Source organism: Achromobacter sp. EB05 (assembly GCF_044232075.1).
Lineage (GTDB): Bacteria > Pseudomonadota > Gammaproteobacteria > Burkholderiales > Burkholderiaceae_B > Achromobacter > Achromobacter dolens.
This window is the reverse complement of record NZ_CP155917.1, coordinates 815,591-837,214: the sequence shown is the minus strand read 5'-3', so window position 1 is coordinate 837,214 and position 21,624 is coordinate 815,591. Positions and strand designations below refer to the sequence as shown.

General features: G+C 65.7%; 23 protein-coding genes and 1 other RNA gene. 13 read left to right on the top strand and 11 right to left on the bottom strand.

Annotated elements, in window-relative coordinates:
* Positions 1 to 61 precede the first annotated feature (61 nt).
* Positions 62 to 850, top strand: coding sequence for a prolipoprotein diacylglyceryl transferase (gene lgt, locus AAID08_RS03935; protein ID WP_049071361.1), 789 nt, complete (start codon positions 62 to 64; stop codon positions 848 to 850).
* Here lgt and AAID08_RS03930 read toward each other — a convergent pair.
* The 4 genes from AAID08_RS03930 to AAID08_RS03915 form a co-directional block, all read right to left on the bottom strand.
* Positions 825 to 1,595 (bottom strand): SIMPL domain-containing protein, encoded by a 771-nt coding sequence (locus AAID08_RS03930; protein WP_395757372.1) that lies wholly within the window; start codon positions 1,593 to 1,595, stop codon positions 825 to 827. The genes lgt and AAID08_RS03930 overlap by 26 nt on opposite strands.
* Positions 1,596 to 1,670: 75 nt before the next feature.
* Positions 1,671 to 1,855, bottom strand: a non-coding RNA gene (gene ssrS / locus AAID08_RS03925) — 6S RNA.
* A 43-nt stretch (positions 1,856 to 1,898) separates the two neighbouring features.
* The gene (locus AAID08_RS03920) at positions 1,899 to 2,210 is read right to left on the bottom strand and encodes a cell division protein ZapA (RefSeq protein ID WP_006388757.1); all 312 of its coding nucleotides are present in this window, start codon (positions 2,208 to 2,210) and stop codon (positions 1,899 to 1,901) included.
* Positions 2,210 to 2,656 carry a hypothetical protein gene (locus AAID08_RS03915; RefSeq protein ID WP_081273659.1) on the bottom strand — a complete coding sequence of 149 codons (447 nt, stop codon included), beginning with the start codon at positions 2,654 to 2,656 and terminating at the stop codon, positions 2,210 to 2,212. The genes AAID08_RS03920 and AAID08_RS03915 overlap by 1 nt, the downstream gene beginning before the upstream one ends.
* 78 nt (positions 2,657 to 2,734) lie before the next feature.
* Here AAID08_RS03915 and AAID08_RS03910 point away from each other — a divergent pair, with 78 nt between their 5' ends.
* The 5 genes from AAID08_RS03910 (at position 2,735) to AAID08_RS03890 (ending at position 7,888) form a co-directional block, all read left to right on the top strand.
* A complete protein-coding gene (locus tag AAID08_RS03910) occupies positions 2,735 to 3,121 on the top strand; it encodes a hypothetical protein (protein ID WP_156330784.1) in 387 nt (128 codons plus the stop codon).
* A 17-nt stretch (positions 3,122 to 3,138) separates the two neighbouring features.
* Positions 3,139 to 3,603 (top strand): tripartite tricarboxylate transporter TctB family protein, encoded by a 465-nt coding sequence (locus tag AAID08_RS03905; RefSeq protein ID WP_049071356.1) that lies wholly within the window; start codon positions 3,139 to 3,141, stop codon positions 3,601 to 3,603.
* A 13-nt stretch (positions 3,604 to 3,616) separates the two neighbouring features.
* Positions 3,617 to 5,122, top strand: a complete 1,506-nt coding sequence (locus AAID08_RS03900; protein WP_054503535.1) for a tripartite tricarboxylate transporter permease — start codon at positions 3,617 to 3,619, stop codon at positions 5,120 to 5,122.
* A 203-nt stretch (positions 5,123 to 5,325) separates the two neighbouring features.
* Positions 5,326 to 6,930 carry a gamma-glutamyltransferase family protein gene (locus AAID08_RS03895; RefSeq protein WP_054503534.1) on the top strand — a complete coding sequence of 535 codons (1,605 nt, stop codon included), beginning with the start codon at positions 5,326 to 5,328 and terminating at the stop codon, positions 6,928 to 6,930.
* A gap of 52 nt (positions 6,931 to 6,982) precedes the next feature.
* The gene (locus tag AAID08_RS03890; protein ID WP_054503533.1) at positions 6,983 to 7,888 is read left to right on the top strand and encodes an NAD(P)-dependent oxidoreductase; all 906 of its coding nucleotides are present in this window, start codon (positions 6,983 to 6,985) and stop codon (positions 7,886 to 7,888) included.
* Between the two features lie 54 nt (positions 7,889 to 7,942).
* Here the strand turns inward: AAID08_RS03890 and AAID08_RS03885 are convergent, their stop codons facing one another.
* Complete coding sequence (locus tag AAID08_RS03885; protein ID WP_395757371.1) at positions 7,943 to 8,575, bottom strand: FMN-dependent NADH-azoreductase; 633 nt, start codon at positions 8,573 to 8,575, stop codon at positions 7,943 to 7,945.
* Positions 8,576 to 8,699: 124 nt separating this feature from the next.
* Between AAID08_RS03885 and AAID08_RS03880 the strand changes: the two genes are divergently transcribed.
* The gene (locus AAID08_RS03880; protein ID WP_054503531.1) at positions 8,700 to 9,641 is read left to right on the top strand and encodes a LysR family transcriptional regulator; all 942 of its coding nucleotides are present in this window, start codon (positions 8,700 to 8,702) and stop codon (positions 9,639 to 9,641) included.
* On the opposite strand, the gene AAID08_RS03875 is transcribed toward AAID08_RS03880, so the two are convergent.
* The 6 genes from AAID08_RS03875 to AAID08_RS03850 all read right to left on the bottom strand — a co-directional run bounded on the left by AAID08_RS03875 (position 9,635) and on the right by AAID08_RS03850 (position 15,680).
* Positions 9,635 to 10,564 (bottom strand): glyoxylate/hydroxypyruvate reductase A, encoded by a 930-nt coding sequence (locus AAID08_RS03875; protein WP_054503530.1) that lies wholly within the window; start codon positions 10,562 to 10,564, stop codon positions 9,635 to 9,637. The genes AAID08_RS03880 and AAID08_RS03875 overlap by 7 nt on opposite strands.
* Positions 10,565 to 10,677: 113 nt before the next feature.
* Complete coding sequence (locus AAID08_RS03870) at positions 10,678 to 12,201, bottom strand: tripartite tricarboxylate transporter permease (protein WP_054503529.1); 1,524 nt, start codon at positions 12,199 to 12,201, stop codon at positions 10,678 to 10,680.
* A 6-nt stretch (positions 12,202 to 12,207) separates the two neighbouring features.
* The gene (locus tag AAID08_RS03865; RefSeq protein WP_054503528.1) at positions 12,208 to 12,687 is read right to left on the bottom strand and encodes a tripartite tricarboxylate transporter TctB family protein; all 480 of its coding nucleotides are present in this window, start codon (positions 12,685 to 12,687) and stop codon (positions 12,208 to 12,210) included.
* Between the two features lie 213 nt (positions 12,688 to 12,900).
* A complete protein-coding gene (locus AAID08_RS03860) occupies positions 12,901 to 14,433 on the bottom strand; it encodes a sensor histidine kinase (RefSeq protein ID WP_231133066.1) in 1,533 nt (510 codons plus the stop codon).
* Positions 14,434 to 14,440: 7 nt separating this feature from the next.
* Positions 14,441 to 15,127, bottom strand: a complete 687-nt coding sequence (locus AAID08_RS03855; RefSeq protein ID WP_020925157.1) for a response regulator — start codon at positions 15,125 to 15,127, stop codon at positions 14,441 to 14,443.
* Entirely contained in the window at positions 15,108 to 15,680 is a 573-nt protein-coding gene (locus AAID08_RS03850; protein ID WP_006392918.1) for an RNA pyrophosphohydrolase, read from the bottom strand. Before AAID08_RS03850 ends, AAID08_RS03855 begins: the two co-directional genes overlap by 20 nt.
* A gap of 65 nt (positions 15,681 to 15,745) precedes the next feature.
* On the opposite strand from AAID08_RS03850, the gene AAID08_RS03845 reads away from it, so the two are divergent.
* From AAID08_RS03845 to tolB, 6 genes are read left to right on the top strand one after another with little or no spacing between them, the layout of a single operon-like run.
* Entirely contained in the window at positions 15,746 to 17,476 is a 1,731-nt protein-coding gene (locus AAID08_RS03845; RefSeq protein ID WP_395757370.1) for a proline--tRNA ligase, read from the top strand.
* A gap of 57 nt (positions 17,477 to 17,533) precedes the next feature.
* Positions 17,534 to 17,956 carry a tol-pal system-associated acyl-CoA thioesterase gene (gene ybgC, locus AAID08_RS03840; RefSeq protein WP_054503526.1) on the top strand — a complete coding sequence of 141 codons (423 nt, stop codon included), beginning with the start codon at positions 17,534 to 17,536 and terminating at the stop codon, positions 17,954 to 17,956.
* Positions 17,957 to 17,958: 2 nt separating this feature from the next.
* The gene (gene tolQ, locus AAID08_RS03835) at positions 17,959 to 18,639 is read left to right on the top strand and encodes a protein TolQ (RefSeq protein ID WP_054503525.1); all 681 of its coding nucleotides are present in this window, start codon (positions 17,959 to 17,961) and stop codon (positions 18,637 to 18,639) included.
* Positions 18,639 to 19,097: an ExbD/TolR family protein gene (locus tag AAID08_RS03830; RefSeq protein WP_395757369.1), complete on the top strand. Its 459-nt coding sequence runs from the start codon at positions 18,639 to 18,641 to the stop codon at positions 19,095 to 19,097. Before tolQ ends, AAID08_RS03830 begins: the two co-directional genes overlap by 1 nt.
* 39 nt (positions 19,098 to 19,136) lie before the next feature.
* A complete protein-coding gene (gene tolA / locus AAID08_RS03825; RefSeq protein ID WP_054503523.1) occupies positions 19,137 to 20,258 on the top strand; it encodes a cell envelope integrity protein TolA in 1,122 nt (373 codons plus the stop codon).
* A gap of 16 nt (positions 20,259 to 20,274) precedes the next feature.
* A complete protein-coding gene (tolB, locus tag AAID08_RS03820; RefSeq protein WP_064526145.1) occupies positions 20,275 to 21,597 on the top strand; it encodes a Tol-Pal system beta propeller repeat protein TolB in 1,323 nt (440 codons plus the stop codon).
* Positions 21,598 to 21,624: the final 27 nt, after the last annotated feature.

Sequence of the window (21,624 nt, the reverse complement as noted above, 5' to 3'; positions counted from 1 at the left end):
TGCCGATCTACCGCGGGGCTCGCCGGTTATTATCATTCAACTTCATTGTGTCGGGCGGAACATGCTGCAATATCCAAAATTCGACCCCGTTGCCCTGCAGATCGGGCCCCTGTCCATCCATTGGTACGGGCTGATGTACCTGGTGGGCTTCGCGCTGGTATACGTCCTGGGCCGGCGCCGCATCACGCGCGGCCATACCACCTCGCTGAACGTGCGCGACCTGGAGGATCTGATCTTCTACAGCGTGCTGGGCGTGGTGCTGGGCGGACGGCTGGGCTATGTGCTGTTCTACAAGCCGAGCTATTACCTGGCGCATCCGCTGGAAGTGGCCTACCTGTGGGAAGGCGGCATGTCGTTCCACGGCGGGCTGATCGGCGTGATCCTGGTGATGCTGCTGTTCGCCCGCAAGAAGGGCCTGCCCTTTTTCGCCGTCAGCGATTTCATCGCGCCGCTGATCCCGCTGGGGCTGGGCTTTGGCCGACTGGGCAATTTCATCAATGGCGAGTTGTGGGGCCGCCCCACCGACGTGCCGTGGGCGATGGTGTTCCCGAGCAGCGGCGACGGCATCGCGCGCCATCCGTCCCAACTGTATGAGCTGGGGCTGGAAGGCATCGTGCTGTTCGCGCTGATGTGGTGGTTTTCGAGCAAGCCGCGCCCCCTGGGCCAGGTGAGCGCGGTATTCCTGATGGGCTACGGAACGTTCCGTTTCCTGGTGGAATTCACCCGCGAGCCGGACAACTTCCTGGGCCTGCTCGCGGGCGGGTTGAGCATGGGACAGTGGCTGTCCCTGCCGATGGTCGCCCTGGGCGCCATCATGTTCGTGCTTACTGCAAAACGATCGTCCCGTTGACCGAAATGCTGACCGTGACGTCCCCTGCTTCCAGGGGGACGTCCGCGCTGTAGCCTGCGCCGCCGGAGGCGTCCTTGGCCATGGCGCCCATCATGCGCGGCATCGGCGTGACGCCGCCGGCGCCGCCGAGTTCGAGCTTGCTCAGTCGGTAGCCCGAAAAACCGAAGGCGTTGGCCGCGGCCAGCGCGCGATCCTTGAAGGCCTGCGCGGCTTCCTTGAGCAGCTTGCGCTCCTCGGCCTCGCGCACCTCGCGCGACAGCGAGAAGCTGATGTTGGAAATGGCGGTCTTGTCGGACAGCTTCGAGGCCAGCGCGGCGGCGGCGGCAAAATCCTTCGATTCGAGAATGATCTCGCCCTGGCCACGCCAGGTCGTGCTGGTCTTGCCCTTGCTGCTGCTGGTGGAATTGGGCCAGACGTTGAAGCTGCCGGTGCGCACGTCGACGCCCTTGGTGTCGCGCGCGCGCTTGGCCACGTCGTCAAGCATCTCGGTCAGCTTCTTGCCGGCGGTGGGCTGATCCGCCGCTTCGGTCTCGGCCGACAGCGAGATGCGCACCGTGTCCTGCTTGACCTCGGACGACGCAGTGGCCTGCAAGGTCAGTTCCGGCGACCGGTTGGCGGCGGATTCCGCCGTGGCGGGAGCCGTCGCCGGTGCCTGCGCAAAAACAGGCTGCGCCAGCGAGAGAGCGGCCACGGCCGCGCACGCCGCGCCAAGTTTGGTCAGCGAAAAAACGGGGGATTTCAACATGGACTGGTCCTATGAGGGAGGACGATGGGGGAGGCGCCCGGCGCGGACCTGCGCTCATGGCAGGTCCGCTGGGATAGATGCCCCGCCTGTGCCGTCAAGGCCGGCATCTCGAACCCTGAGGTTCAAGGTGGTCGCGTTCCGAAGAGCGTCGGGTTCGTCTACGAGAGACAATCGCTCCAGCTCTGCACTCCCGCAACCAATATGCCATAAGACATAGGTTCAGAGAATGTATGGCCAGGTCACGGACACGGCAGGGACAAACTGAAAAACTTGAAAAAACGGGGTGAAAACCGCTTATGAACGTCAGAGCAGCTTTTCTTGCCCTGACAGCGCGTCGTCGAGGACTGCGTTCATGTCCTCGATTCTACGCTTGAAGTCGCCGACCGCCAAACCACCCAGCGGACCATCCGGCGCTTTCATGGCGAGCAGCTCGCCAGCGACCTGCAGCGCAGCCATGACGGCGATGCGTTCGTTGCTGGAGACCTTGCCGGTGCCCTGGATGCGCAGCATGAGCTGGTCGACGTGGCGCACGGCGGCCAACAGCGTGGGCTTTTCCTCGGCCGAACACGCCAGCGAATAATCACGCCCGAGGATTGTTACGTCTACGCGTTCCATCAGTGTTGCTCTCCGGACGGCGCACCCGGCAGACGGGCCAGGACGGCGTCGATGCGCTCGCGGGCCGCGGCGGCGGCCACACGCAGGCGCTGTAGTTCGGTGTCGCGGCTCTGCAGGGTGCCCTGCATTTCGGTTTCCCGGGCCGCGAAGCGCGCCTCGAGCGACTGGCGCTCGGCGGTTTCGCGAGCGAGCTGTTCGCGCAGGGCCACTTCGGCCTTCTGCGCCTGCTCCAGCATCGCGGTGACGGCGCCGTCGTTGTCTTGCAGCTTGCCCTGCAGCACGGCGATGTCGGCCTCACGCTCGGCGGCGCGCTGCTTGAGCACACGCTGCTCGGCTTCGGTTTCATTCAGGCGCATACGCAATGCGTCACGCTCGGCATGCAGTTGCCGGGTGCGTTGCACCAGTTGCCCAATACGGGCGGCGAGTTGGTCTAGGTCTTGCAGCATGGGCGCTATCGTAAACCATCCAGTGGGGAATCGGGCCGCTTCACGCAAGGTGAGAAACACGGCAATATTCAGTAGGAAATGCAGGCGGCATTGCCGGCGGCGGGCAACATACCCGATCAGGCACAACTAGAAAAGTCCCTCGCGCCCGGCAAGCGGCAGATCAAGCGGCCCCGCTTTCGCATTTCTTTCTATCAACTTTCACTTAGCTTTCAAACAACCCTCAATCTGCCCGCCCCGTTACATCTGGGGATCGGGAGTTCCCCAATTTTAGGGAAAACCCCAGGCTTTCACCTAGCTTACAGGGTTTGCATCGTTGCGGGCGTCCATTACCATTCGCCCTTTCAAGAAGCCGCGCCGAAGCTTTCAGAAGAACACCGGGCACCGAGTCGTGCCTTTTTTGTGCCTGTCACATGGCTTTCTGCCAGTGCGGCGGACCACAAACCTCTTTTTATCTACATGCTGTAAACAGGAGCCAACCAATCATGCAGCTACGCAATCGACAGGACTTCTGGTCGGGGGTGATGTTCATCGCCCTTGGACTGGGATTCGCCTGGCAAGCCAGCAGCTACCAAATGGGTACTGCCGCCCGGATGGGCCCCGGGTATTTTCCTTTCTGGCTGGGCATTGTTCTCGCATTGCTGGGTGCCATCGTGCTGCTTGGCTCGATGTCGAAGAAGGCCCAGGAAACCCACGTCGACAAGTTCGACTGGCGCATCGTGTTCCTCGTGGTCGGATCCGTGGTCGTCTATGGCCTGGTCCTGAAACTGCTGGGCATCTATATCTCGGTGTTCCTGCTGGTGGTACTCAGCAGCCTGGCCAGCCACGAGTTCAGCCTCAAGGTCGCCGTCGCCAACGGCATCTTCCTGGTGGTGTTCTCGTATCTGGCGTTCGTCAAGGGGCTGGGGCTGATTTTCCCGCTGTGGCCGTCGTTTCTGGGCATGAACTGAGGAGCAACCGGTCATGGAATTGTTTGACAACCTGATGTTGGGTTTCTCGGTGGCGTTCACGCCCGAGAACCTGTTGTACGCGCTGCTGGGCTGCGTCCTGGGTACGCTGATCGGCGTGCTGCCGGGCATCGGCCCGGTCCCGACCATTGCGATGCTGCTGCCGATCACGTACGTGCTGCCGCCGGTGGCCGGCCTGATCATGCTGGCGGGTATCTATTACGGCGCCCAGTACGGTGGTTCGACCACGGCCATCCTGGTGGCATTGCCAGGGGAAACGTCCGCGGTGGTGACCGTGCTGGACGGTCACCAGATGGCCCGCAACGGCCGTGCTGGCGCCGCGCTGGCCATCGCCGCCCTGGGTTCGTTCTTCGCCGGTTGCGTGGCCACGCTGCTGCTGGCCGCCTTCGCGCCCCCGCTGGCTGAAGTCGCCTTCAAGTTCGGCCCCGCCGAGTACTTCTCGCTGATGTGCCTGGGCCTGGTCGGCGCCGTGGTGCTGGCCTCGGGCTCGCTGCCCAAGGCGATCGCGATGATCATCCTGGGTCTGCTGCTGGGCATGGTCGGCACCGACGTCAACTCGGGCGTGGCCCGCTTCGACTTCGGCGTGCCGGAACTGCAGGACGGCATCGACTTCGCCATCGTGGCCATGGGCGTGTTCGGCTTCGCCGAAATCATGACCAACCTCGAGCAGAAGGAAAACCGCGTCGACATCACCGACAAGATCGGCACCCTGTACCCGAACAAGCAGGAATTCAAGGAATCCGCGCCCGCCGTGCTGCGTGGCACGGCCCTGGGTTCGGCCCTGGGCATCCTGCCGGGCGGCGGCGCGGTGCTGTCGTCGTTCGCGTCGTACACGCTGGAAAAGAAGATCTCGAAGAATCCGGAACGCTTCGGCAAGGGCCATCCGGCCGGCCTGGCGGGCCCGGAATCGGCCAACAACGCGGCCGCGCAGACCTCGTTCATCCCGCTGCTGACCCTGGGTATCCCGGGCAACGCCGTGATGGCGCTGATGGTCGGCGCGATGACGATCCACAACATCCAGCCCGGCCCGCAAGTGATGACGAGCCACCCCGAGCTGTTCTGGGGCCTGATCGCCTCGATGTGGATCGGCAACCTGATGCTGGTGGTGCTGAACCTGCCGCTGATCGGCCTGTGGGTCAAGCTGCTCAAGGTGCCCTACCGCATCCTGTTCCCCGCGATCCTGGTGTTCTGCACCATCGGTGTGTACTCGCTCAACTACAACTCGTTCGACATCTTCACGACGGCCATGTTCGGTATCGTGGGCTATGTCTGGTCGAAGCTGAAGTGCGAAGGCGCGCCGCTGCTGCTGGGCCTGGTGCTCGGCCCCATGATGGAAGAGAACTTCCGACGCGCCCTGCTGCTGTCGCGCGGCGACTTCAGCACCTTCGTGACGCGTCCGCTGTCGGCCTCGCTGCTGGCCGTGGCGGTGTTCCTGGTGATCCTGGTGGCCCTGCCGGCGATCCGCAAGAAGCGCGAAGAGACCTTCGTCGAAGAAGATTGAGGACGGCGCCGCCGCGTTGCGCGGCGGTTTCGCTCCCCACCCGAACCCCCGGCTTGCCGGGGGTTTTTATTTGGATTCGCGGTTGCGCCGGCGCCAACCGTACGCGTTACCAGAAACGAGTTGCTACAACGCAATACAGAGTGTGGATGCAAACGCCGGCATCTACGTTAAGCTACGGGTTTACCCCCACGCGATGATTCGAGATGAATTTCGACTGGAACAACCCCTATCCCACAACGCGTACGCCGGTCTTCGCCCGCAACATCGTGGCCACTTCGCAGCCGCTGGCGGCGCAGGCCGGGCTGCGCGTATTGGCCGGCGGCGGCAACGCGGTGGATGCGGCCATCGCCGCGGCCGCGACGCTGACGCTGACCGAACCCGTCAGCAATGGCCTGGGATCGGATTGCTTCGCCATCGTCTGGGACGGCTCCAAGCTGCATGGCCTGAATGCCTCGGGCCCGGCGCCGGCAGCCTGGAGCCCCGACTATTTCCGCCGCCGGCACCAGGGCATGATCCCGACCCGCGGTTGGGACAGCGTCACGGTGCCGGGCTGCGTGGCCGGCTGGGCCGCGCTGCATGAAAAACTGGGCCGCGTGTCGTTCGCCGACGTGCTGGCGCCCGCCATCGACTATGCCGAGCGCGGCTTCGCCGTCAGCCCCATGGTGCACCAGAAGTGGGCCGCACAAGCCGACGTGCTGCAGCCGCAACCCGGTTTCGCCGAACACTTCCTGCCGCGGGGCCGGGCGCCGCACATCGGCGAGCACTTCACGCTGAAAGGCGCCGCGGCGACGCTCAAGCGCATCGCCGCCAGCGGCGGCCGTGATTTCTACGAAGGCGAAACGGCCCACAAGCTGGTGGCCCATGCGCAGGCCCACGAGGCCGCCATGACGCTGGCCGACCTGCGCGACTACGCGCCGGAATGGGTGACGCCCGTCAGCCAGGCGTATCGCGGCCATACGCTGCACCAGATTCCGCCCAACGGCCAGGGCATCGCCGCCCTCATCGCGCTCGGGATCCTGCAGAACTTCGACCTGGCGGCGCGGCCGATCGATCATCCCGACACCCAGCATCTGTTGCTCGAGGCCATGAAGCTGGCGTTCGCCGATGTCTATGCGCACGTCGCGGACGCGCGCCACATGCGCGTGACGCCCGAACAGATGCTGCGCGCCGACTACCTGGCCGAACGCGCGCGGCTGATCGATCCGAATGTCGCCCAGGCATTCGCCTGCGGTCATGCGCCGCAGGGCGGCACGGTCTACCTGACCGCCGCCGACCGCAGCGGCATGATGGTCAGCTTCATCCAATCGAACTACATGGGGTTCGGTTCGGGCGTGGTGGTGCCGGGCACCGGCGTCAGCCTGCAGAACCGTGGCCATTGCTTCAGCACCGAAGCCGACCACCCCAACGCGGTGGCGGGTGGCAAGCGCCCCTTCCACACCATCATCCCGGGCTTCCTGATGCGCGACGGCGCGCCGGTCATGAGCTTCGGCGTGATGGGCGGCAACATGCAGCCGCAAGGCCAGGTACAGACGCTGGTGCGCATGCTCGACTACGGCCAGCAGCCGCAGGCCGCTTGCGACGCGCCGCGCTGGAAATGGAACCAGGGGCTGGCGGTGGATGTGGAGTCCTCGATGTCCGCCGCCGTGGCGCAAGGCCTGCGCGCCCGCGGCCACGTGCTCGAAGGCATCGATGACCCGTACATGGATTTCGGTTCCGGCCAGTTCATCTGGCGCCTGGGCGACCCGGCAGTGGATGGCTACGTCAGCGCCAGCGACAGCCGTCGCGACGGACTCGCCGCCGGCTTTTGATTGCGTTAAGGTTACTGCCTCAGGTTTTCCTTTCCAACGCGGAGTTCCCTGCATGGCATCGATCGGTACCAAGAGCTACGACGCAGTCGTGGCCCAGAAAGTCGCATTCCTCGGATTGGGCGTGATGGGCCTGCCCATGGCCGGCCATCTGGCCCGCGCCGGGCACGACGTCACCGTCTACAACCGCACGCCGTCCAAGGCGCAGGCCTGGGCCAGCGAATTCGGCGGCCACAGCGCGATGACGCCGCGCGAAGCCGTGGCGGGCGCGCAGATCGTGTTTGCCTGCGTCGGCAATGACGACGACCTGCGCAGCGTCACCCTCGGGCCGGATGGCGCATTCGCCGGCATGGCGCCGGGCGCGGTGTTCGTGGACCACACCACCGCCTCGGCGGACGTGGCGCGCGAGCTGTACGCGCAAGCCAAGGACCTGGGCCTGAATTTCATCGATGCGCCAGTGTCCGGCGGCCAGGCCGGCGCCGTCAACGGCGTGCTGACGGTCATGTGCGGCGGCGAACAGGCGGTGTTCGATGCCATCAAGCCCGTGGCGCAGGCGTTCGGCCGCGCGGTGACGCGCGTGGGCCCCCCGGGAGCCGGACAACTGGCCAAGATGGTCAACCAGATCTGTATCGCCGGCATCGTGCAAGGTCTGTCGGAAGCCGTGGCGTTCGGCCAGGCCGCCGACCTGGACATGAAACTGGTGCTGGATGTCATCAGCAAGGGCGCCGCGCAAAGCTGGCAGATGGAGAACCGTGGCGGCACCATGGTCGACGACAAGTTCGACTTCGGCTTCGCGGTCGACTGGATGCGCAAGGATCTCGGCCTGGTGCTGGCCGAGGCGCGCCACAACGGCGCCCGGCTGCCGCTGACGGCGCTGGTGGACCAGTTCTACGGCGATGTGCAGAAAATGGGCGGCGGCCGCTGGGATACGTCCAGCCTGATCAAGCGCCTGCGCGATTGACCTCCCGCTCGACGTGAAAAAAAGCGGCCCCGCGGGGCCGCTTTTTTCATTGCATCAAGCCGCCTGCAGTGCGCCTCGCGCCGGGGCCAGGTCGAGGGCGTCGATGCGCTGGCGCGCCAGCGCCACGCCTTCGAGCGCCGCGACTTCGCCCATCGCCATGCCTTCGGCGGCGATGAACGTGACCTCGTTCATGCCCAGGAAGCCCAGCATCTGCCGCAGGTACGGCGTCATGGTGTCGTTGGGCGTGCCTTCGGCCTTGCCGCCACGCGCCGTCAGCACGAACACCTGCTTACCCTTCACCAAGCCCTCGGGAACGCCTTCCGGCGTATAACGGAACGTGACGCCGGCACGGGCGACATGGTCCAGGTAGGTCTTGAACTGCGCCGGCAGGGTGAAGTTGTAGACCGGCACGGCGAACACGATGCGGTCCGCCTGCATCAGCTCGGCCACCAGCGCGTCGCTGCGTTCGACGATACGCTGCTGCTCGACGCTGCGGGCGTCGGCCGGCGTGAACAGGGCGCCGGCGGTCGCGCCGTCGAAATAGGGCAGCGGCTCGGCGCCGATATCGCGCACGGTGACGACGGCGGCCGGATCGGCCTGCTTGACGCGGGCAACCATATGGTCGGCCAATTGCTTGCTGTGCGAGCGCTCGCCCAGAATCGAGGACAGGATGACAAGGGTTTTCATAACGTGATCTCCAGTGCGGACCGCGAAAAGCGCGCGTCCTGAATGCATGACGTCACTGTAGATCGCTTAATTATTCACATAAACCCATGTATGATGAACTATTCGTTCCAGGTATAGAACAATCATGCAAGACCTAAACGACCTCTACTACTTTTCCCAAGTCGTCGAGCAGGGCGGTTTCAGCGCCGCCGCGCGGGCGCTGGATATCCCCAAATCGCGCCTGTCGCGCCGCATTTCGCACCTGGAGGAAAGCCTGGGGGTAAGGCTTTTGCAGCGCACCACCCGACGCCTGCGCCTGACCGCAGCCGGCGAGCGCTACCTGCATTACTGCCGGGAGATGGCCGCCTCGGCCCGCGCGGCCGACGATGCCATGCGCCAGTTGCAGTCCCAGCCCGCGGGGCCGGTGGTGGTCAGTTGCCCGGTGTCAATCGCGCAAGACGTGCTGGCGCCGCTGCTGCCGGAATTCCTCGATGCCTGGCCGGCAATCTCGGTACAACTGCTGGTGACCAACCGCCGGGTCGACCTGATCCGCGAAGGCGTGGACCTGGCCTTGCGCGTGAGGACCAAGCTCGATACCGATGCCGAACTGGTGGTACGCCACCTGGGCACCGCGCGCGGCACGCTGGTGGCCAGCCCCGGCTACCTGCAGCGCCACGGTGCGCCCGACACCCCGCAGGACCTGGCCTCGCACACGACGTTGAGCTTCAGCGATCCGCAGAATGAGGTGCGTTGGCCGCTGCGCAACGACAAGGGCGAAGAGGTGCATATCGAACTCAAGCCGCAGTTGTCGTGCAACGACTTCATCGTGCTGGTGGAGGCCGCCGTGCGCGGCCGCGGCATCGCGCTGCTGCCGTCGATCGCGACCCAGGAGGAACTGCGGCGCGGCCAACTGGTGCCGGTCCTGCCGCAGTGGCAGTCGCCGGAAGGCATCGTCCACTGCATCTATCCGTCCCGGCGCGGCATGATGCCGGCGGTGCGCACCCTGCTGGATTTCCTGTCGCAGCGCCTGCCCCCCACCTACCAGCGCCTGGAGAAGCAAGGCGCCACGGCGCCTGCCGCTCAGTAGCCGCGCTCGCGCTCGACCACGCCGGTGATGGGCTCGCCGCGCATCAGCCGGGCGACCTTGCCGGCAATCTGCTCGATGCTTTCGTCGCGCAGCGTGCGGGCGGCGATGTGCGGCGTGACATGCACGCGCGGATCGCGCCAGAACGGATGGTCCTTGGGCAGCGGCTCGGTATGGAACACGTCGAGCGTCGCGCCGGCGATCTCGCCCTCTTCCAGCATCCGCACCAGGTCGTCCTCGACCAGGTGTTCACCACGGCCGACGTTGACCAGGTGCGCCTCGGGCAGCAGTTGGCCAAGCGTGTCGCGGTTGAGGATGCCACGGGTGTCGGGCGTGAGAGGCAGCACGTTCACCAGGAAGCGGGTGCGCGCCAGGAAGGCCGGCAACGCGTCCTGCCCGGAGAAGGACTCCACGCCGGGGATCTCGCGCGGCGTGCGCGACCAGCCCGCCACCGGATAACCGAACTCGGCCAGCGTCTGCGCCACGCGCGCGCCCACCTGGCCCAGGCCCAGCACGCCCACCGGCCAGTCGGCCTGGCGCGTGCCTTCGCGGGTATCCCAGTGCTGGCGCGCCTGCGATTCGTCAAAGGCCTGAAAGTCGCGCGACACGCGCAGCAGCGCGTACAGCGCATATTCGGCCATCTGCACCGACATGCCCGCGTCCTCGAGGCGGACGATGCGCACGTGCGGCGGGATTTCCTTCATCTTGAGCAAGGCATCCACGCCCGCGCCCAGATTGAACAGCGTCTCGATGCGGGTCTCGTGCCGGAACAGTTCCGCCGGCGGCTTCCACACCAGGGCGACCTCGGCGCCGGAGGGCGGGCCATCGGGATTCCAGACCGAAATGCGACAGCCGGGCATGGCGGCTTGCAGGCGCGGGACCCAGACGTCGGGGTCGTGCAGGGGGCAGGCGAAAAGGATATGCATGGCGTAGATCCGGACAGGCTCGGGAAATCGCAAGCATGGGGGAAGACGGCGCACAAATCAAACGGCCCGGCGTGAACGCCGGGCCGTGTCTGACACGCGGAACGCGGAGCCGGTCAGGCGGCCTGGGTGACCTGCGGCTTGTTCTTGTTCTTGCCGCGGCGCAGGAAGGCCCACACCTGCAGCAGGATGAGCAGCGCGCTGGCGCCGATGAACCAGGCGCTGATCGGACGTTCGATGAACACCGCCAGGTCACCGCGCGACAACAGCAAGGCGCGGCGGAAGTTCTCTTCGACCATGGGCCCCAGCACGAAGCCGAGCAGGATCGGCGCGACCGAGAATTCCAGCGTCATCAGGACGGCGCCGATCACGCCAAAAGCCAGCACTTCCCAGATCTGGAAGAGACTGTTCTGGGTGCTGAACACGCCCACCGCGATGAAGAACAGCGCCGACGGGAACAGGTAGCGGTAAGGCACCTGCAGCAGCTTGACCCAGACGCCGATCAGCGGCACGTTGAGCACCATGAGCAGCACGTTGCCAACCCAGAAGCTGGCGATCAGGCCCCAGAAGATGTCCGGATGCTCGGTGATCAGTTGCGGGCCGGGCTGGATGCCCTGGATCAGCAGCGCGCCCAGGATCAGCGCCATCACCGCGTCGCCGGGGATGCCCAGGCTCATCGTGGGGATGAAGTCGACCTGCGTCTTCGAGTGCGACGAGGCTTCGGGCGAGGCCACGCCGGCGATCATGCCGGTGCCGAACTTCTCGGGCGTCTTGGAGATCTTGCGTTCCAGCGCGTAGGCCACGAAGGTGGTGATGGTCGGGCCGGTGCCGGGCATGGCGCCGAACAGCGTGCCCACGGCGGTGCCGCGCACCATCGGCCAGAAGGCCGTCTTCAGTTCCTGCTTGCTGGGACGCATGTCGCGCAGGCGCAGCTTGGCGCCGCTGCCGATGATGGTCATGCGGTTGACGCTCATCAGGAAGTCGGCCACGCCGAACAGGCCCATCGAGATCGCCACCAGTTCCAGGCCGTCGGACAGGTCGAGCAGGCCGAACGAGAAGCGGATGGTGCCGGTGTTCACGTCGGTGCCGACCACGCCGCACATCAGGCCGAACAGCGTCATGGCCACGCCCTTGAGCGGCGAACCGCGCGACATGGTGGCGCCGGCCAGCAGGCCCAGCAGCATGATCGAGAAAATCTCGGTCGGGCCGAACTTGAAGGCGACTTCGACCAGCAGCGGCGAGGCGAAGATCATGACGATGATGCCGACCGAGGCCGCGAAGAACGAGCAGATCATCGTGATGCCGAGCGCCGTTCCTCCCTTGCCCTGTTTGGTCAATGGATACCCGTCAAGGCACGTCACCGCGTGCGGCGGGTGCGAAGGCAGGTTGAGCAGGATCGCGCCGATGGCGCCGCCGTACTGCGAACCGTAGAAGATGCCGGCCAGCATCAGGATGGCAGGCACCGGCTGCATCACGTAAGTCAGCGGCAGCAGGATCGAGATGGCCGACAGCGCGCCCATGCCGGGCAGCACGCCGATGAGGTTACCCACCAGCACGCCGAAGAACGACCACATCAGGTTGTGGAGCTGGAAGGCGACGCCGAAGCCGTACCAGAGGTCGGTCAAAGCTTGAGAAATCATGACGCATCAACCCCAGCGAAACAGCGGCAGCTGCAGTTGCAGCGCCCACCAGAAAACCACCACCGCGATCACGGACATGCCGAGCGACAGTACGAACGCCTGCTTGACCGTGTTCTTGCGGTCGCCCAGGGCGGAGATGAAGACGATAGCGAAGGTCGCTGGCAGCAGGCCGCCATAGTGGCCCAGCAGCAGGAACGCCAGCGTGCCCAGCAGGATGCAGGCGCTGCCGCGGAAATCCGGCAGGCCATGCGCGTGGCCGTCGCCCGGCGCCGGCGGCGTGGCCTCGCCGGAGCGTGCCGAGATGGCGATCAGGATCCCCGTCAATGCGAGCAGGCCGCCCAATGCCGCGGGAAAGAACCCGGGGCCCATGTGGCTGAGCGTTCCAATGTGATAGTCCGTACCACCGTAGATCGCCCCCAATCCGACTAGGACCATCAGGGCGCCGCCGTAATAGTCCTTTCTATTAATTGTTTTTTGCACTTCCATCCTCCTGAAGCAGGGCCGTGCGGGCCCCTGGGATGCCGCCCGGAACGAGCGCCACCCGGCCTTTTCAACAACAGGCCGGTTCGCAGGTTAAGGATGGAACCTGCTAATTCGCTTTCTATGCGCTGTCGAGTCCCTGAATTCGGGGGTTATCCCTGATGGGAATCCACGAGCGGCGCTATGAAGGCCAGGGAGAAAGATTGAAAGCTTTGGCGATTACTGGTCGCCGGTGAAGGGCACTTCGGCGGGCCGGGGATATTGCGACACGGTGGTGGCCAGGGGCAGCCACACGACGGAGGCCAGGCCGACGCCGCCCTGCGCGTTGGGTTCGCCGTCGCGCAGATCAATGTCGCCATCGTTGCGGCGGGCGTAGGCGCGCGCGATCGCCAATCCGAGGCCGGAACCGGAGGATGTGACCGGTTTGTCCGTGCCGACCCGCTCGAAGCGGGCGAAAGCCCGCGCGCGCAGGTCCGGATCGAGCCCCGGGCCGTTGTCGGACACGGCCACTTCGGCGCGATCGCCGTGGCGGCCGACCGAGACCGTGATGCGCGCCCCCACGGGCGCGTAGTGGATGGCGTTGTGCACCAGGTTGGAAAGGGCCTCGTGCAGCTCGGCCTCGTTGCCGGAGACCGGGACCTCGACCTCGTGGCCCTGCTCGTTGGTGGCCTGCACCCACCCCAGGTCCTGCTGTTTCTCGTGCGCCAGCGGCAGGTACTGCAGCACCACCTCGCGCGAGACAGCGTTCAGGTCGAGCAGTTGGCGGGGCACCTGGTCGGCCTGGTTGGCATGCGCCAGCGACAGCAACTGCTCGGTCAGGCGGCGGGTGCGCCCCAACTGGTCGACGATGGCGCGCAACCCTTCCTGGGCCCGGGCCGGGTCGCGCTCTCGCAGGGCGTACTGGGCCTGGGTCAGCATGATGGCCAGCGGCGTGCGCAGTTGGTGCGAGGCGTCGGCCAAGAAGTGCGACTGCTCGTCCAGCACGCGGCGGTAGCGGGCGATGTGGTGGTTGACGGCGTCGACCAGCGGCGCCACTTCGCTCGGCACGCGCGAGGCGTCGAGCGGGGTCAGGTCTTCGGGCCGGCGGTTGCGGATGTCGGCGCGCAGCCGCCGCAACGGCTTCAGGGCCCAGGACACGCCCCACCAGACCAACAACACGACCAGCGCCAGCATGCGGGCGTCGCGCAGGATTTCCTGGCGGCGGGCGCTGTCTTCGGCCTCGATGCGCTTGCCCGTGCTTTCGGCCACCAGCACCAGCACCTGGCGGTGGACGCCCTGGTAGTACAGATCGCGCACCAGCGACACCACCCGTACCGGATCGTTGCGGTAGACCCCGTCGTAGAACACCGGCAGGCCATTGGAGCGCGGCCAGGTGGGCGGCCGCGGCAGTTCCGGCATGCCCAACAGGGTCTTGCCCTGTTCGGCCGGCACCGGCGACTCATCCGGCAGGGGCGGGTCGATCTGCTCGATGCGGAAATACTTGCGCAGGCCGGCCCGCGATTCCAGCATGACCTGGGCGTACAGCGGCGTGGCCACTTGCAGCGAACCGTCGGGCGCGAACTCCAGGCTGCTCTCGAGCACGCGGGCGGGTTCGAGCAGGGCGCTATCGTAGGCCTCGTTGGTGATCTCGGACAGGGTACGGTAGTCGTTCAGGCTGTCGATGACCAGCAGCGCCACCACGCCGGGCAGCAGCAGGATGATCAGCAGCGCGCGGATGCCGACTCGCGGCAGCCCTGGAATCCGGAGGCTCACGAGCGAGTCAGGAGTCGGCGGCTTCGCTGGCCACGCTTTCCAGCATGTAGCCCAGTCCGCGGACGGTCACGATGCGCACGTCGCTGCCGGCCAGCTTCTTGCGCAGGCGGTGCAGCACCACCTCGATGGCGTCGGGGTTGGCTTCGCTGTCGTGGGTGAAGACCTTGCCGAACAACTGCGATTTGTCCACGGGATAGCCGCTGCGCGTCAGCAGCGCCGCCAGGGCGGCGTGCTCGCGCGGGGTCAGGAACAGCAGGGAGCCGTCGAGCGTGAAGGCGCGGCTTTCGCTGTCGTAGGACAGCGAGCCACATTGCAGGCGCGGATGCTGGCGGCCGCGGCTGCGGCGCACCAGCGCGGTCAGGCGGGCTTCAAGTTCTTCGAGGGCGAACGGCTTGGTCAGGAAGTCGTCGGCGCCCAGGTTGAGACCGCGCACGCGGTCCTGCAGCGCGCCCTGGGCGGTCAGCAGCAGCACCGGGGTGCGGTCGTCGCGGTTGCGCATCTCGCGCAGCACCACCAGGCCGTGCTTGTCGGGCAGGCGCAGGTCCATGACGATGGCGTCGTACTCGGTGCCCGCCATGAACGCTTCGGCCGTGCGGGCGTCGGCCGCGTGGTCCGGCACGAATCCGCTCTGCGCGAGCGCGCGCATCAGCCAGGACGCCATGTCCCGTTCATCTTCAACCAATAATATGCGCATGACCGTCCGTTCCTTCGGGCAAGTTCTCTGCCGCCCGCTGCCCATGCACGCGCTGACGCAGGTAGCGGGTTTCGTGGTGACGCCGAAAGAGGATTGCCGACAACTCGTTCAACGCCTGGGTATAGACGTCCCGCTTGAACTCGATCACGGCATCCAGCGGCACCCAGTACTGGCTCCAGCGCCAGGCGTCGAATTCCGGATGCTGCGTCGCGCGCAGGCATACGTCGCTGTCACGTCCCACCAGGCGCAACAAGAACCAAATCTGCTTTTGTCCTTTATAGTGGCCGCGCCACTCACGCCGGACGAAGTGATCGGGCACGTTATAACGTAACCAATCGCGTGTACGCCCCAAAATACGGACATGCTCGGGCTTCAGGCCCACCTCTTCATGGAGCTCGCGATACATGGCCTGCACCGGGCTTTCGCCGTACTTGATGCCGCCCTGCGGGAACTGCCAGGCATGTTCCCTGATACGCTTGCCCCAAAAGACCTCGTTTCTGCTATTGACGAGAATGATGCCGACATTGGGGCGGTAGCCTTCGCGGTCAAGCATGGGCCACCCCCACCGAATTCAATACAATTACAGTCGATTATACGTATCTGCTGCCACCTTTAAACATGCGCGCATCCAACTACCACATCAACACCCTCAAAGAAGCCCCTTCCGAAGCGGAAGTCGCCAGCCACCAGCTCATGACCCGGGCCGGGATGATCCGCAAGCTGGCGGGCGGCATCTACACATACATGCCCCTCGGCCTGAAGGTCATCCGCAAGGTCGAGGCCATCATCCGCGAGGAAATGAACGCCGCCGGCGCGATCGAGCTGCTGATGCCGGTGGTCCAGCCCGCCGAACTCTGGATGGAATCCGGCCGCTGGGAACAGTACGGCGCGGAACTGCTGCGCATCAAGGACCGGCACCAGCGCGATTTCGTGCTGCAGCCCACCTCGGAAGAGGTGATCACCGACATCGCCCGCAACGAGATCCACAGCTACCGCCAACTGCCGGTGAACTTCTATCACATCCAGACCAAGTTCCGGGACGAGCGCCGTCCCCGCTTCGGCCTGATGCGCGGCCGTGAATTCACCATGAAGGACGCCTACTCCTTCGACCGCGACGAAGCCGGCGCCCAGAAGAGCTACGACACCATGTACGCCGCGTACATGCGCGTTTTCGGCCGCCTGGGCCTGGAATTCCGCGCGGTGGCGGCCGACACCGGCTCCATCGGCGGCACCCGCAGCCATGAATTCCAGGTGATCGCCGACACCGGCGAGGACCTGCTGGTCTACAACGCCGACTCCGACTACGCCGCCAACATCGAGCTGGCCGAAGCGCCCAGCCTGTACCCCACGCGCGGCGCGGCCACCCAGGCGATGGCCGACGTGGCCACCCCGGGCGCCGCCAAGTGCGAGGACGTGGCCCGCCTGCTGGGCCTGCCGCTGGAGCAGACGGTCAAGTCGATCGTCCTGGCCACCGACGGCGACAAGGGCAAGGTCGACATCTGGCTGCTGCTGCTGCGCGGCGACCACGAGCTGAACGAAATCAAGGCCGGCAAGCTGCCGGGCCTGGCCGGCTTCCGTTTCGCGACCGAGACCGAGATCGTCGAACACTTCGGCTGCAAGCCGGGCTACCTGGGCCCGGTGCGCACTGCGCGCCCGGTGCACGTCATCGCCGACCGCACCGTGGCCAACATGGCCGACTTCGTCTGCGGCGCCAACCGCGAAGACTTCCACATCCAGGGCGTGAACTGGGGCCGCGACCTGCCCGAGCCCGAACTGGTGGCCGACCTGCGCAACGTGGTCGCCGGCGACCCCTCGCCGGACGGCAAGGGCACGCTGTCGATCCAGCGCGGCATCGAGGTGGGACACGTTTTTTATCTGGGTAAAAAATACTCCGAAGCCCTCAAGGCGACCTTCCTGGACGAGACCGGCAAGCCAGCCGTCCTGGAGATGGGCTGCTACGGTATCGGCGTGACCCGCATCGTCGGCGCCGCCATCGAACAGAACCACGACGCGCGCGGCATCATCTGGCCGCGCGCCCTGGCACCGTTCGAAGTGGTGATCTGCCCGGTCGGCTGGGGCAAAAGCGAAACCGTGCGTAACACCTCCCTGAAACTGTACGAATCGCTGCTGGCGCGCGGCGTGGACGTCATCCTGGACGACCGCGATGCCCGCCCCGGCGTGATGTTTGCCGAGTGGGAATTGATCGGCGCGCCGCTCCGTGTAACAGTTGGAGAACGCGGCCTGAACGACGGTGTGGTGGAATTGCAGGCCCGTCGGGAAACCGAAGCGGCCAAGATTCCGGTAGAGTCCGCGCTTGAAGCCGTGCTGACGAAACTCGACACGCTGTAAACCTTATAGCAACTACGGACTTTTCGCGTCCCGACCCGCATCATCGAAGCCCGCATCGTGACCGTTCCGAAGTCCGCCGAATCCCGCCTGCAGGTCCGCGTCTACTATGAAGACACGGACGCGGGCGGGGTGGTTTTCTACGCCAACTACCTAAAATTCCTGGAGCGCGCCCGCACCGAGTGGCTGCGCGACCTGGGGGTCAACCAGTCCGGCCTGGCCGCCAGCGAGCAACGGCTGTTCGTCGTCCGCTCGCTGGACATGTCGTACCGCAAGCCGGCCAGACTGGACGATTTGCTTACCATACGCAGCCGGGTCACACGACTGGGCCGCGCTTCGATACACTTCGCGCAGCGCGCAGAACGGGACGGGGAACTGCTTGCCGAAGGCAATATCCAAGTCTGCTGCGTCGATGCCGTCAACATGCGGCCGGTGGAACTGCCGGCCGACGTCCGCGCCAAACTGGAATCAATTCAGGAATAACCATGCAAGCCACCAACGACATGTCGTTGCTTTCGTTGATTTCGCACGCCAGCGTGCCGGTGCAACTGATCATGCTGATGCTCCTGGGCATCTCGATCATGTCCTGGACCTATATTTTCGCCAAGCGGCTGGCCATCAAGCGTGCCCATGCCCAGACCCGCCGCTTCGAGGATGACTTCTGGTCCGGTGGCGACCTGTCGATGCTGCAGCAGGCCGTGGCCTCGCGCCGCGACGAGCAAGGCGCCCTGGCCCGCATCTTCGACGCCGGCATGACCGAATTCCTCAAGGCCCGCCGCGGCAACGCCAGCACCGACGCCACCGCCCTGCTCGACGGCCCCCGCCGCGCCATGCGCGCCGCCTACCAGCGCGAAATGGACGCCCTGGAGTCGCACCTGAACTTCCTGGCCTCGGCGGGTTCGGTCTCGCCCTACATCGGCCTGCTGGGCACGGTCTGGGGCATCATGCACGCCTTCATCGGCCTGTCGAACATGCAGCAGGCCACGCTGGCGTCGGTGGCTCCCGGCATCGCCGAAGCGCTGATCGCCACCGCCATCGGCCTGTTCGCCGCCATCCCCGCGGTGGTCGCCTACAACCGTTTCACCAACGACATCGACCGCATCTCGATCCGCTTCGACAGCTTCGTCGATGAATTCCTGAACATTCTGCAACGGCAGGTGCGCTAATGCCCTCGGTAAGCTCGCGCGGCAGATCCGGCCGCCGCATGAAGGCCGACATCAATGTGGTGCCGTACATCGACGTGATGCTGGTGCTGCTGGTCATCTTCATGGTGACCGCGCCGCTGATCACGCCGGGCCTGATCCAGTTGCCCTCGGTGGGCGCGGCGTCCGATGTCCCGGTCAAGCCGCTGGAAGTCCAGATTTCGGAAGACGGCAAGATCGCGCTGCGCATGCGCGAGCCTGGCGCCACGCTGCAGAACATCGCCCGCCCCGAACTGGTGGCGCAGGTGCGCTCGCGCATCACCGCGGAAACGCCGGTGGTGATCGCGGCCGACGGCAAGGTGCCGTACGAGACGGTCGTGAAGGTCATGGACGAACTGCGTACTAATGGCATCACCCGCCTGGGCCTGCTGGTGGACCAATCCGCCGGCGGCAACCAGCCCGCTACCGCGAAGAAACGCTAACGCGACGTCCTCCGCCGGCGCCGCCGGCTTGCAACGCTCATGACGCCACCCATCATTCGACACCACAGCGGCCCCCCGGCCACGCCGCCCAACAACGACAACCGGATCGCCCTGGTCCTGGCGTTGCTGGTGCACGCGCTGCTGCTGGCCGTGTTGATCTTCAACCTGAACTGGCGCACCGAAAACCCGGGGCCGGTGGAAGTGCAGTTGTGGGCCGACGGCAATTCGCCCGTCTCGCCCCCGCCGCAGCCACAGCCCGAACCGCCCAAGCCCCAGCCCAAGCCGCAACCCCAGCCGGAACCGGAAAAGACGCCGGAGCCGCCGCCTCCCCCTCCGCCGCCCAAGCCGGAACCGCAAGCCCAGCCCAAGCCTGACGAGGTGGATCCGGAAATCGCGCTGCAGGAAGCCAAGAAAAAGAAGGAGCAGGAAGAGCGGGCACGGCAGGCCGCCGAGGCCGCCAAGGAAAAGGCGCGCCTGGAGGAAGAGCGCAAGCAGGCCGAGCTGAAGGAAAAGAAGCGCCTGGAACAGGAACGCCAGGCCGCCGAGAAGGCCGCTGCGGACAAGGCCGCCGCCGAAAAGGCCGCTGCCGAAAAGGCCGCTGCCGAGAAGGCTGCCGCCGAAAAGAAGGCCAAGGACGACGCCGCCAAGAAGGCGGCCGAGAAAGCCGCCGCCGAAAAGGCCGCAGCGGAGAAGGCCGCTGCCGAGAAAGCCGCGGCTGACAAGGCTGCCGCCGAAAAGGCCGCCGCCGAGAAGAAGGCCAAGGAAGAAGCCGCCAAGAAGGCCGCTGCCGACAAGGCCCTGAAGGACGCGTTCCGCAACGACGCCCTGGGCGCGGCCGGCATTCCCGGCGGCACCGCCGACCGCAACCAGGCCGGTGGCGGGCGCGATAGCGGCTACGGCGCCAAGGTGCGCGCCTGCGTGCAGCCCGGCGTGGCCTACCCGCCGCCGCCGCGCAGCGGATCGGACAATCCGACGGCCCAATACCGGGTACAGTTAGGTTCTGACGGGAAGGTTAACGGGGTCACGCTGACCAGTTCCTCCGGCAACCCGGGCTTCGACCGCGCTGTCGAGACCGGCATCCGCCGTTGCAACCCCTTCCCCAAGCCTTCGACCGGCCGCTACGAGCCCATCATTGACGTTGTGTACAGAATGTATGATTGACAGGAGATTGCTGATTATGACTCCCGCCCATAGCCGACGAGCTTCCCCCCTCGTTCTCTGGCGATCGTATGGATTCGGCCTGTTGCTGCTGGCGCTTGCCTGCCTGATGGCCATCAGGCCCGCCCAGGCGCAGTTGCGTGTCGATATCTCCGGCACCGGCGCCACCCAATATCCCGTCGCCATCGCCGATTTCGCGGTGGATGATGCCCACGGCCGCGCCCTGGCCGAAGTGATCCGCGCCGACCTGACCCGCACCGGCCAGTTCCGCCTCATCAACGCGGCCGGTTCGGGCCTGAACGTCGATTCGCCCATCGCCCATGACGACTGGCGCGCCAAGGGCGCCGACTTCATCGCCTATGGCAGCATCGTGCGCGGCAACGACGGCCGCTACGACGTCCGCTACCGCCTGGCCGACACGGTCAAGAAGGGCCAGTTGGATGGCGTCGCGTTCTCCGGCACCGAGCAGGAACTGCGCCGCGTCGCCCACCAGATCGCCGACCGCATCTATGAAAAGATCACCGGCGTGCGCGGCGTGTTCTCGACCCGCATCGCCTACGTGCTCAAGCAAGGCGCCACCTATGAACTGCAGGTGGCGGACGCCGATGGCCAGAATCCGCAGGTCGCCCTGCGTTCGCGCGAGCCGATCATCTCGCCGTCCTGGTCGCCCGATGGCTCCAAGCTGGCGTACGTGAGCTTCGAATCCGGCAAGCCGGTGGTGTACGTGCACACCCTGGCCACCAGCGCCCGCGTGCCGGTCGCCAACTTCAAGGGCAACAACAGCGCCCCCGGCTGGTCGCCCGACGGCACCCAGCTTGCCGTGGCCCTGACGCGTGACGGTCTGTCGCAAATTTACATCGTTAGCGCGGCCGGCGGCTCGAATATGAAGCGAGTTACGCGTTCTCCCGGGATTGACACCGAGCCGAGCTTTACGCCGGACGGCCGTTCCATTATCTTTACCAGTGACCGCAGCGGCGGGCCGCAAATCTATCAAACCGGCCTGGACGGTGGCGATGCTCGCCGCCTCACGTTTAATGGTGGTTACAACATCTCACCCCGAATTTCCCCAGATGGATCGACGCTGCTGTACGTTGCCAGACGCGACGGCGCGTTCCGGATCGCATCGTTGAACCTGTCCTCCGGCTCGGAGAACTTGTTGACCGATGGTCGTGACGATCAGTCGCCAAGCTTCGCGCCGAACGGCATGCAAGTCCTCTACGCCGCGATTCAAAACGGCCGTAGCGTGCTTGCGGGCGTTTCGAGCGATGGCCGCGTACGGCAGACGCTTTCGGTACTGAATGGGGAAATACGTGAACCGACTTGGGGCCCATTTACCCGATAACACGTGTGACTCTCTTTGCAAAGGAAC

Bases quoted from the DNA above. Each gene is read 5' to 3' on its own strand.
- lgt (WP_049071361.1), top strand. From the start codon at position 62: ATGCTGCAATATCCAAAATTCGACCCCGTTGCCCTGCAGATCGGGCCC.
- AAID08_RS03930 (WP_395757372.1), bottom strand. From the start codon at position 1,595: ATGTTGAAATCCCCCGTTTTTTCGCTGACCAAACTTGGCGCGGCGTGC.
- AAID08_RS03920 (WP_006388757.1), bottom strand. From the start codon at position 2,210: ATGGAACGCGTAGACGTAACAATCCTCGGGCGTGATTATTCGCTGGCG.
- AAID08_RS03915 (WP_081273659.1), bottom strand. From the start codon at position 2,656: ATGCTGCAAGACCTAGACCAACTCGCCGCCCGTATTGGGCAACTGGTG.
- AAID08_RS03910 (WP_156330784.1), top strand. From the start codon at position 2,735: ATGCAGGCGGCATTGCCGGCGGCGGGCAACATACCCGATCAGGCACAA.
- AAID08_RS03905 (WP_049071356.1), top strand. From the start codon at position 3,139: ATGCAGCTACGCAATCGACAGGACTTCTGGTCGGGGGTGATGTTCATC.
- AAID08_RS03900 (WP_054503535.1), top strand. From the start codon at position 3,617: ATGGAATTGTTTGACAACCTGATGTTGGGTTTCTCGGTGGCGTTCACG.
- AAID08_RS03895 (WP_054503534.1), top strand. From the start codon at position 5,326: ATGAATTTCGACTGGAACAACCCCTATCCCACAACGCGTACGCCGGTC.
- AAID08_RS03890 (WP_054503533.1), top strand. From the start codon at position 6,983: ATGGCATCGATCGGTACCAAGAGCTACGACGCAGTCGTGGCCCAGAAA.
- AAID08_RS03885 (WP_395757371.1), bottom strand. From the start codon at position 8,575: ATGAAAACCCTTGTCATCCTGTCCTCGATTCTGGGCGAGCGCTCGCAC.
- AAID08_RS03880 (WP_054503531.1), top strand. From the start codon at position 8,700: ATGCAAGACCTAAACGACCTCTACTACTTTTCCCAAGTCGTCGAGCAG.
- AAID08_RS03875 (WP_054503530.1), bottom strand. From the start codon at position 10,564: ATGCATATCCTTTTCGCCTGCCCCCTGCACGACCCCGACGTCTGGGTC.
- AAID08_RS03870 (WP_054503529.1), bottom strand. From the start codon at position 12,201: ATGATTTCTCAAGCTTTGACCGACCTCTGGTACGGCTTCGGCGTCGCC.
- AAID08_RS03865 (WP_054503528.1), bottom strand. From the start codon at position 12,687: ATGGAAGTGCAAAAAACAATTAATAGAAAGGACTATTACGGCGGCGCC.
- AAID08_RS03855 (WP_020925157.1), bottom strand. From the start codon at position 15,127: ATGCGCATATTATTGGTTGAAGATGAACGGGACATGGCGTCCTGGCTG.
- AAID08_RS03850 (WP_006392918.1), bottom strand. From the start codon at position 15,680: ATGCTTGACCGCGAAGGCTACCGCCCCAATGTCGGCATCATTCTCGTC.
- AAID08_RS03845 (WP_395757370.1), top strand. From the start codon at position 15,746: ATGCGCGCATCCAACTACCACATCAACACCCTCAAAGAAGCCCCTTCC.
- tolQ (WP_054503525.1), top strand. From the start codon at position 17,959: ATGCAAGCCACCAACGACATGTCGTTGCTTTCGTTGATTTCGCACGCC.
- AAID08_RS03830 (WP_395757369.1), top strand. From the start codon at position 18,639: ATGCCCTCGGTAAGCTCGCGCGGCAGATCCGGCCGCCGCATGAAGGCC.
- tolA (WP_054503523.1), top strand. From the start codon at position 19,137: ATGACGCCACCCATCATTCGACACCACAGCGGCCCCCCGGCCACGCCG.
- tolB (WP_064526145.1), top strand. From the start codon at position 20,275: ATGACTCCCGCCCATAGCCGACGAGCTTCCCCCCTCGTTCTCTGGCGA.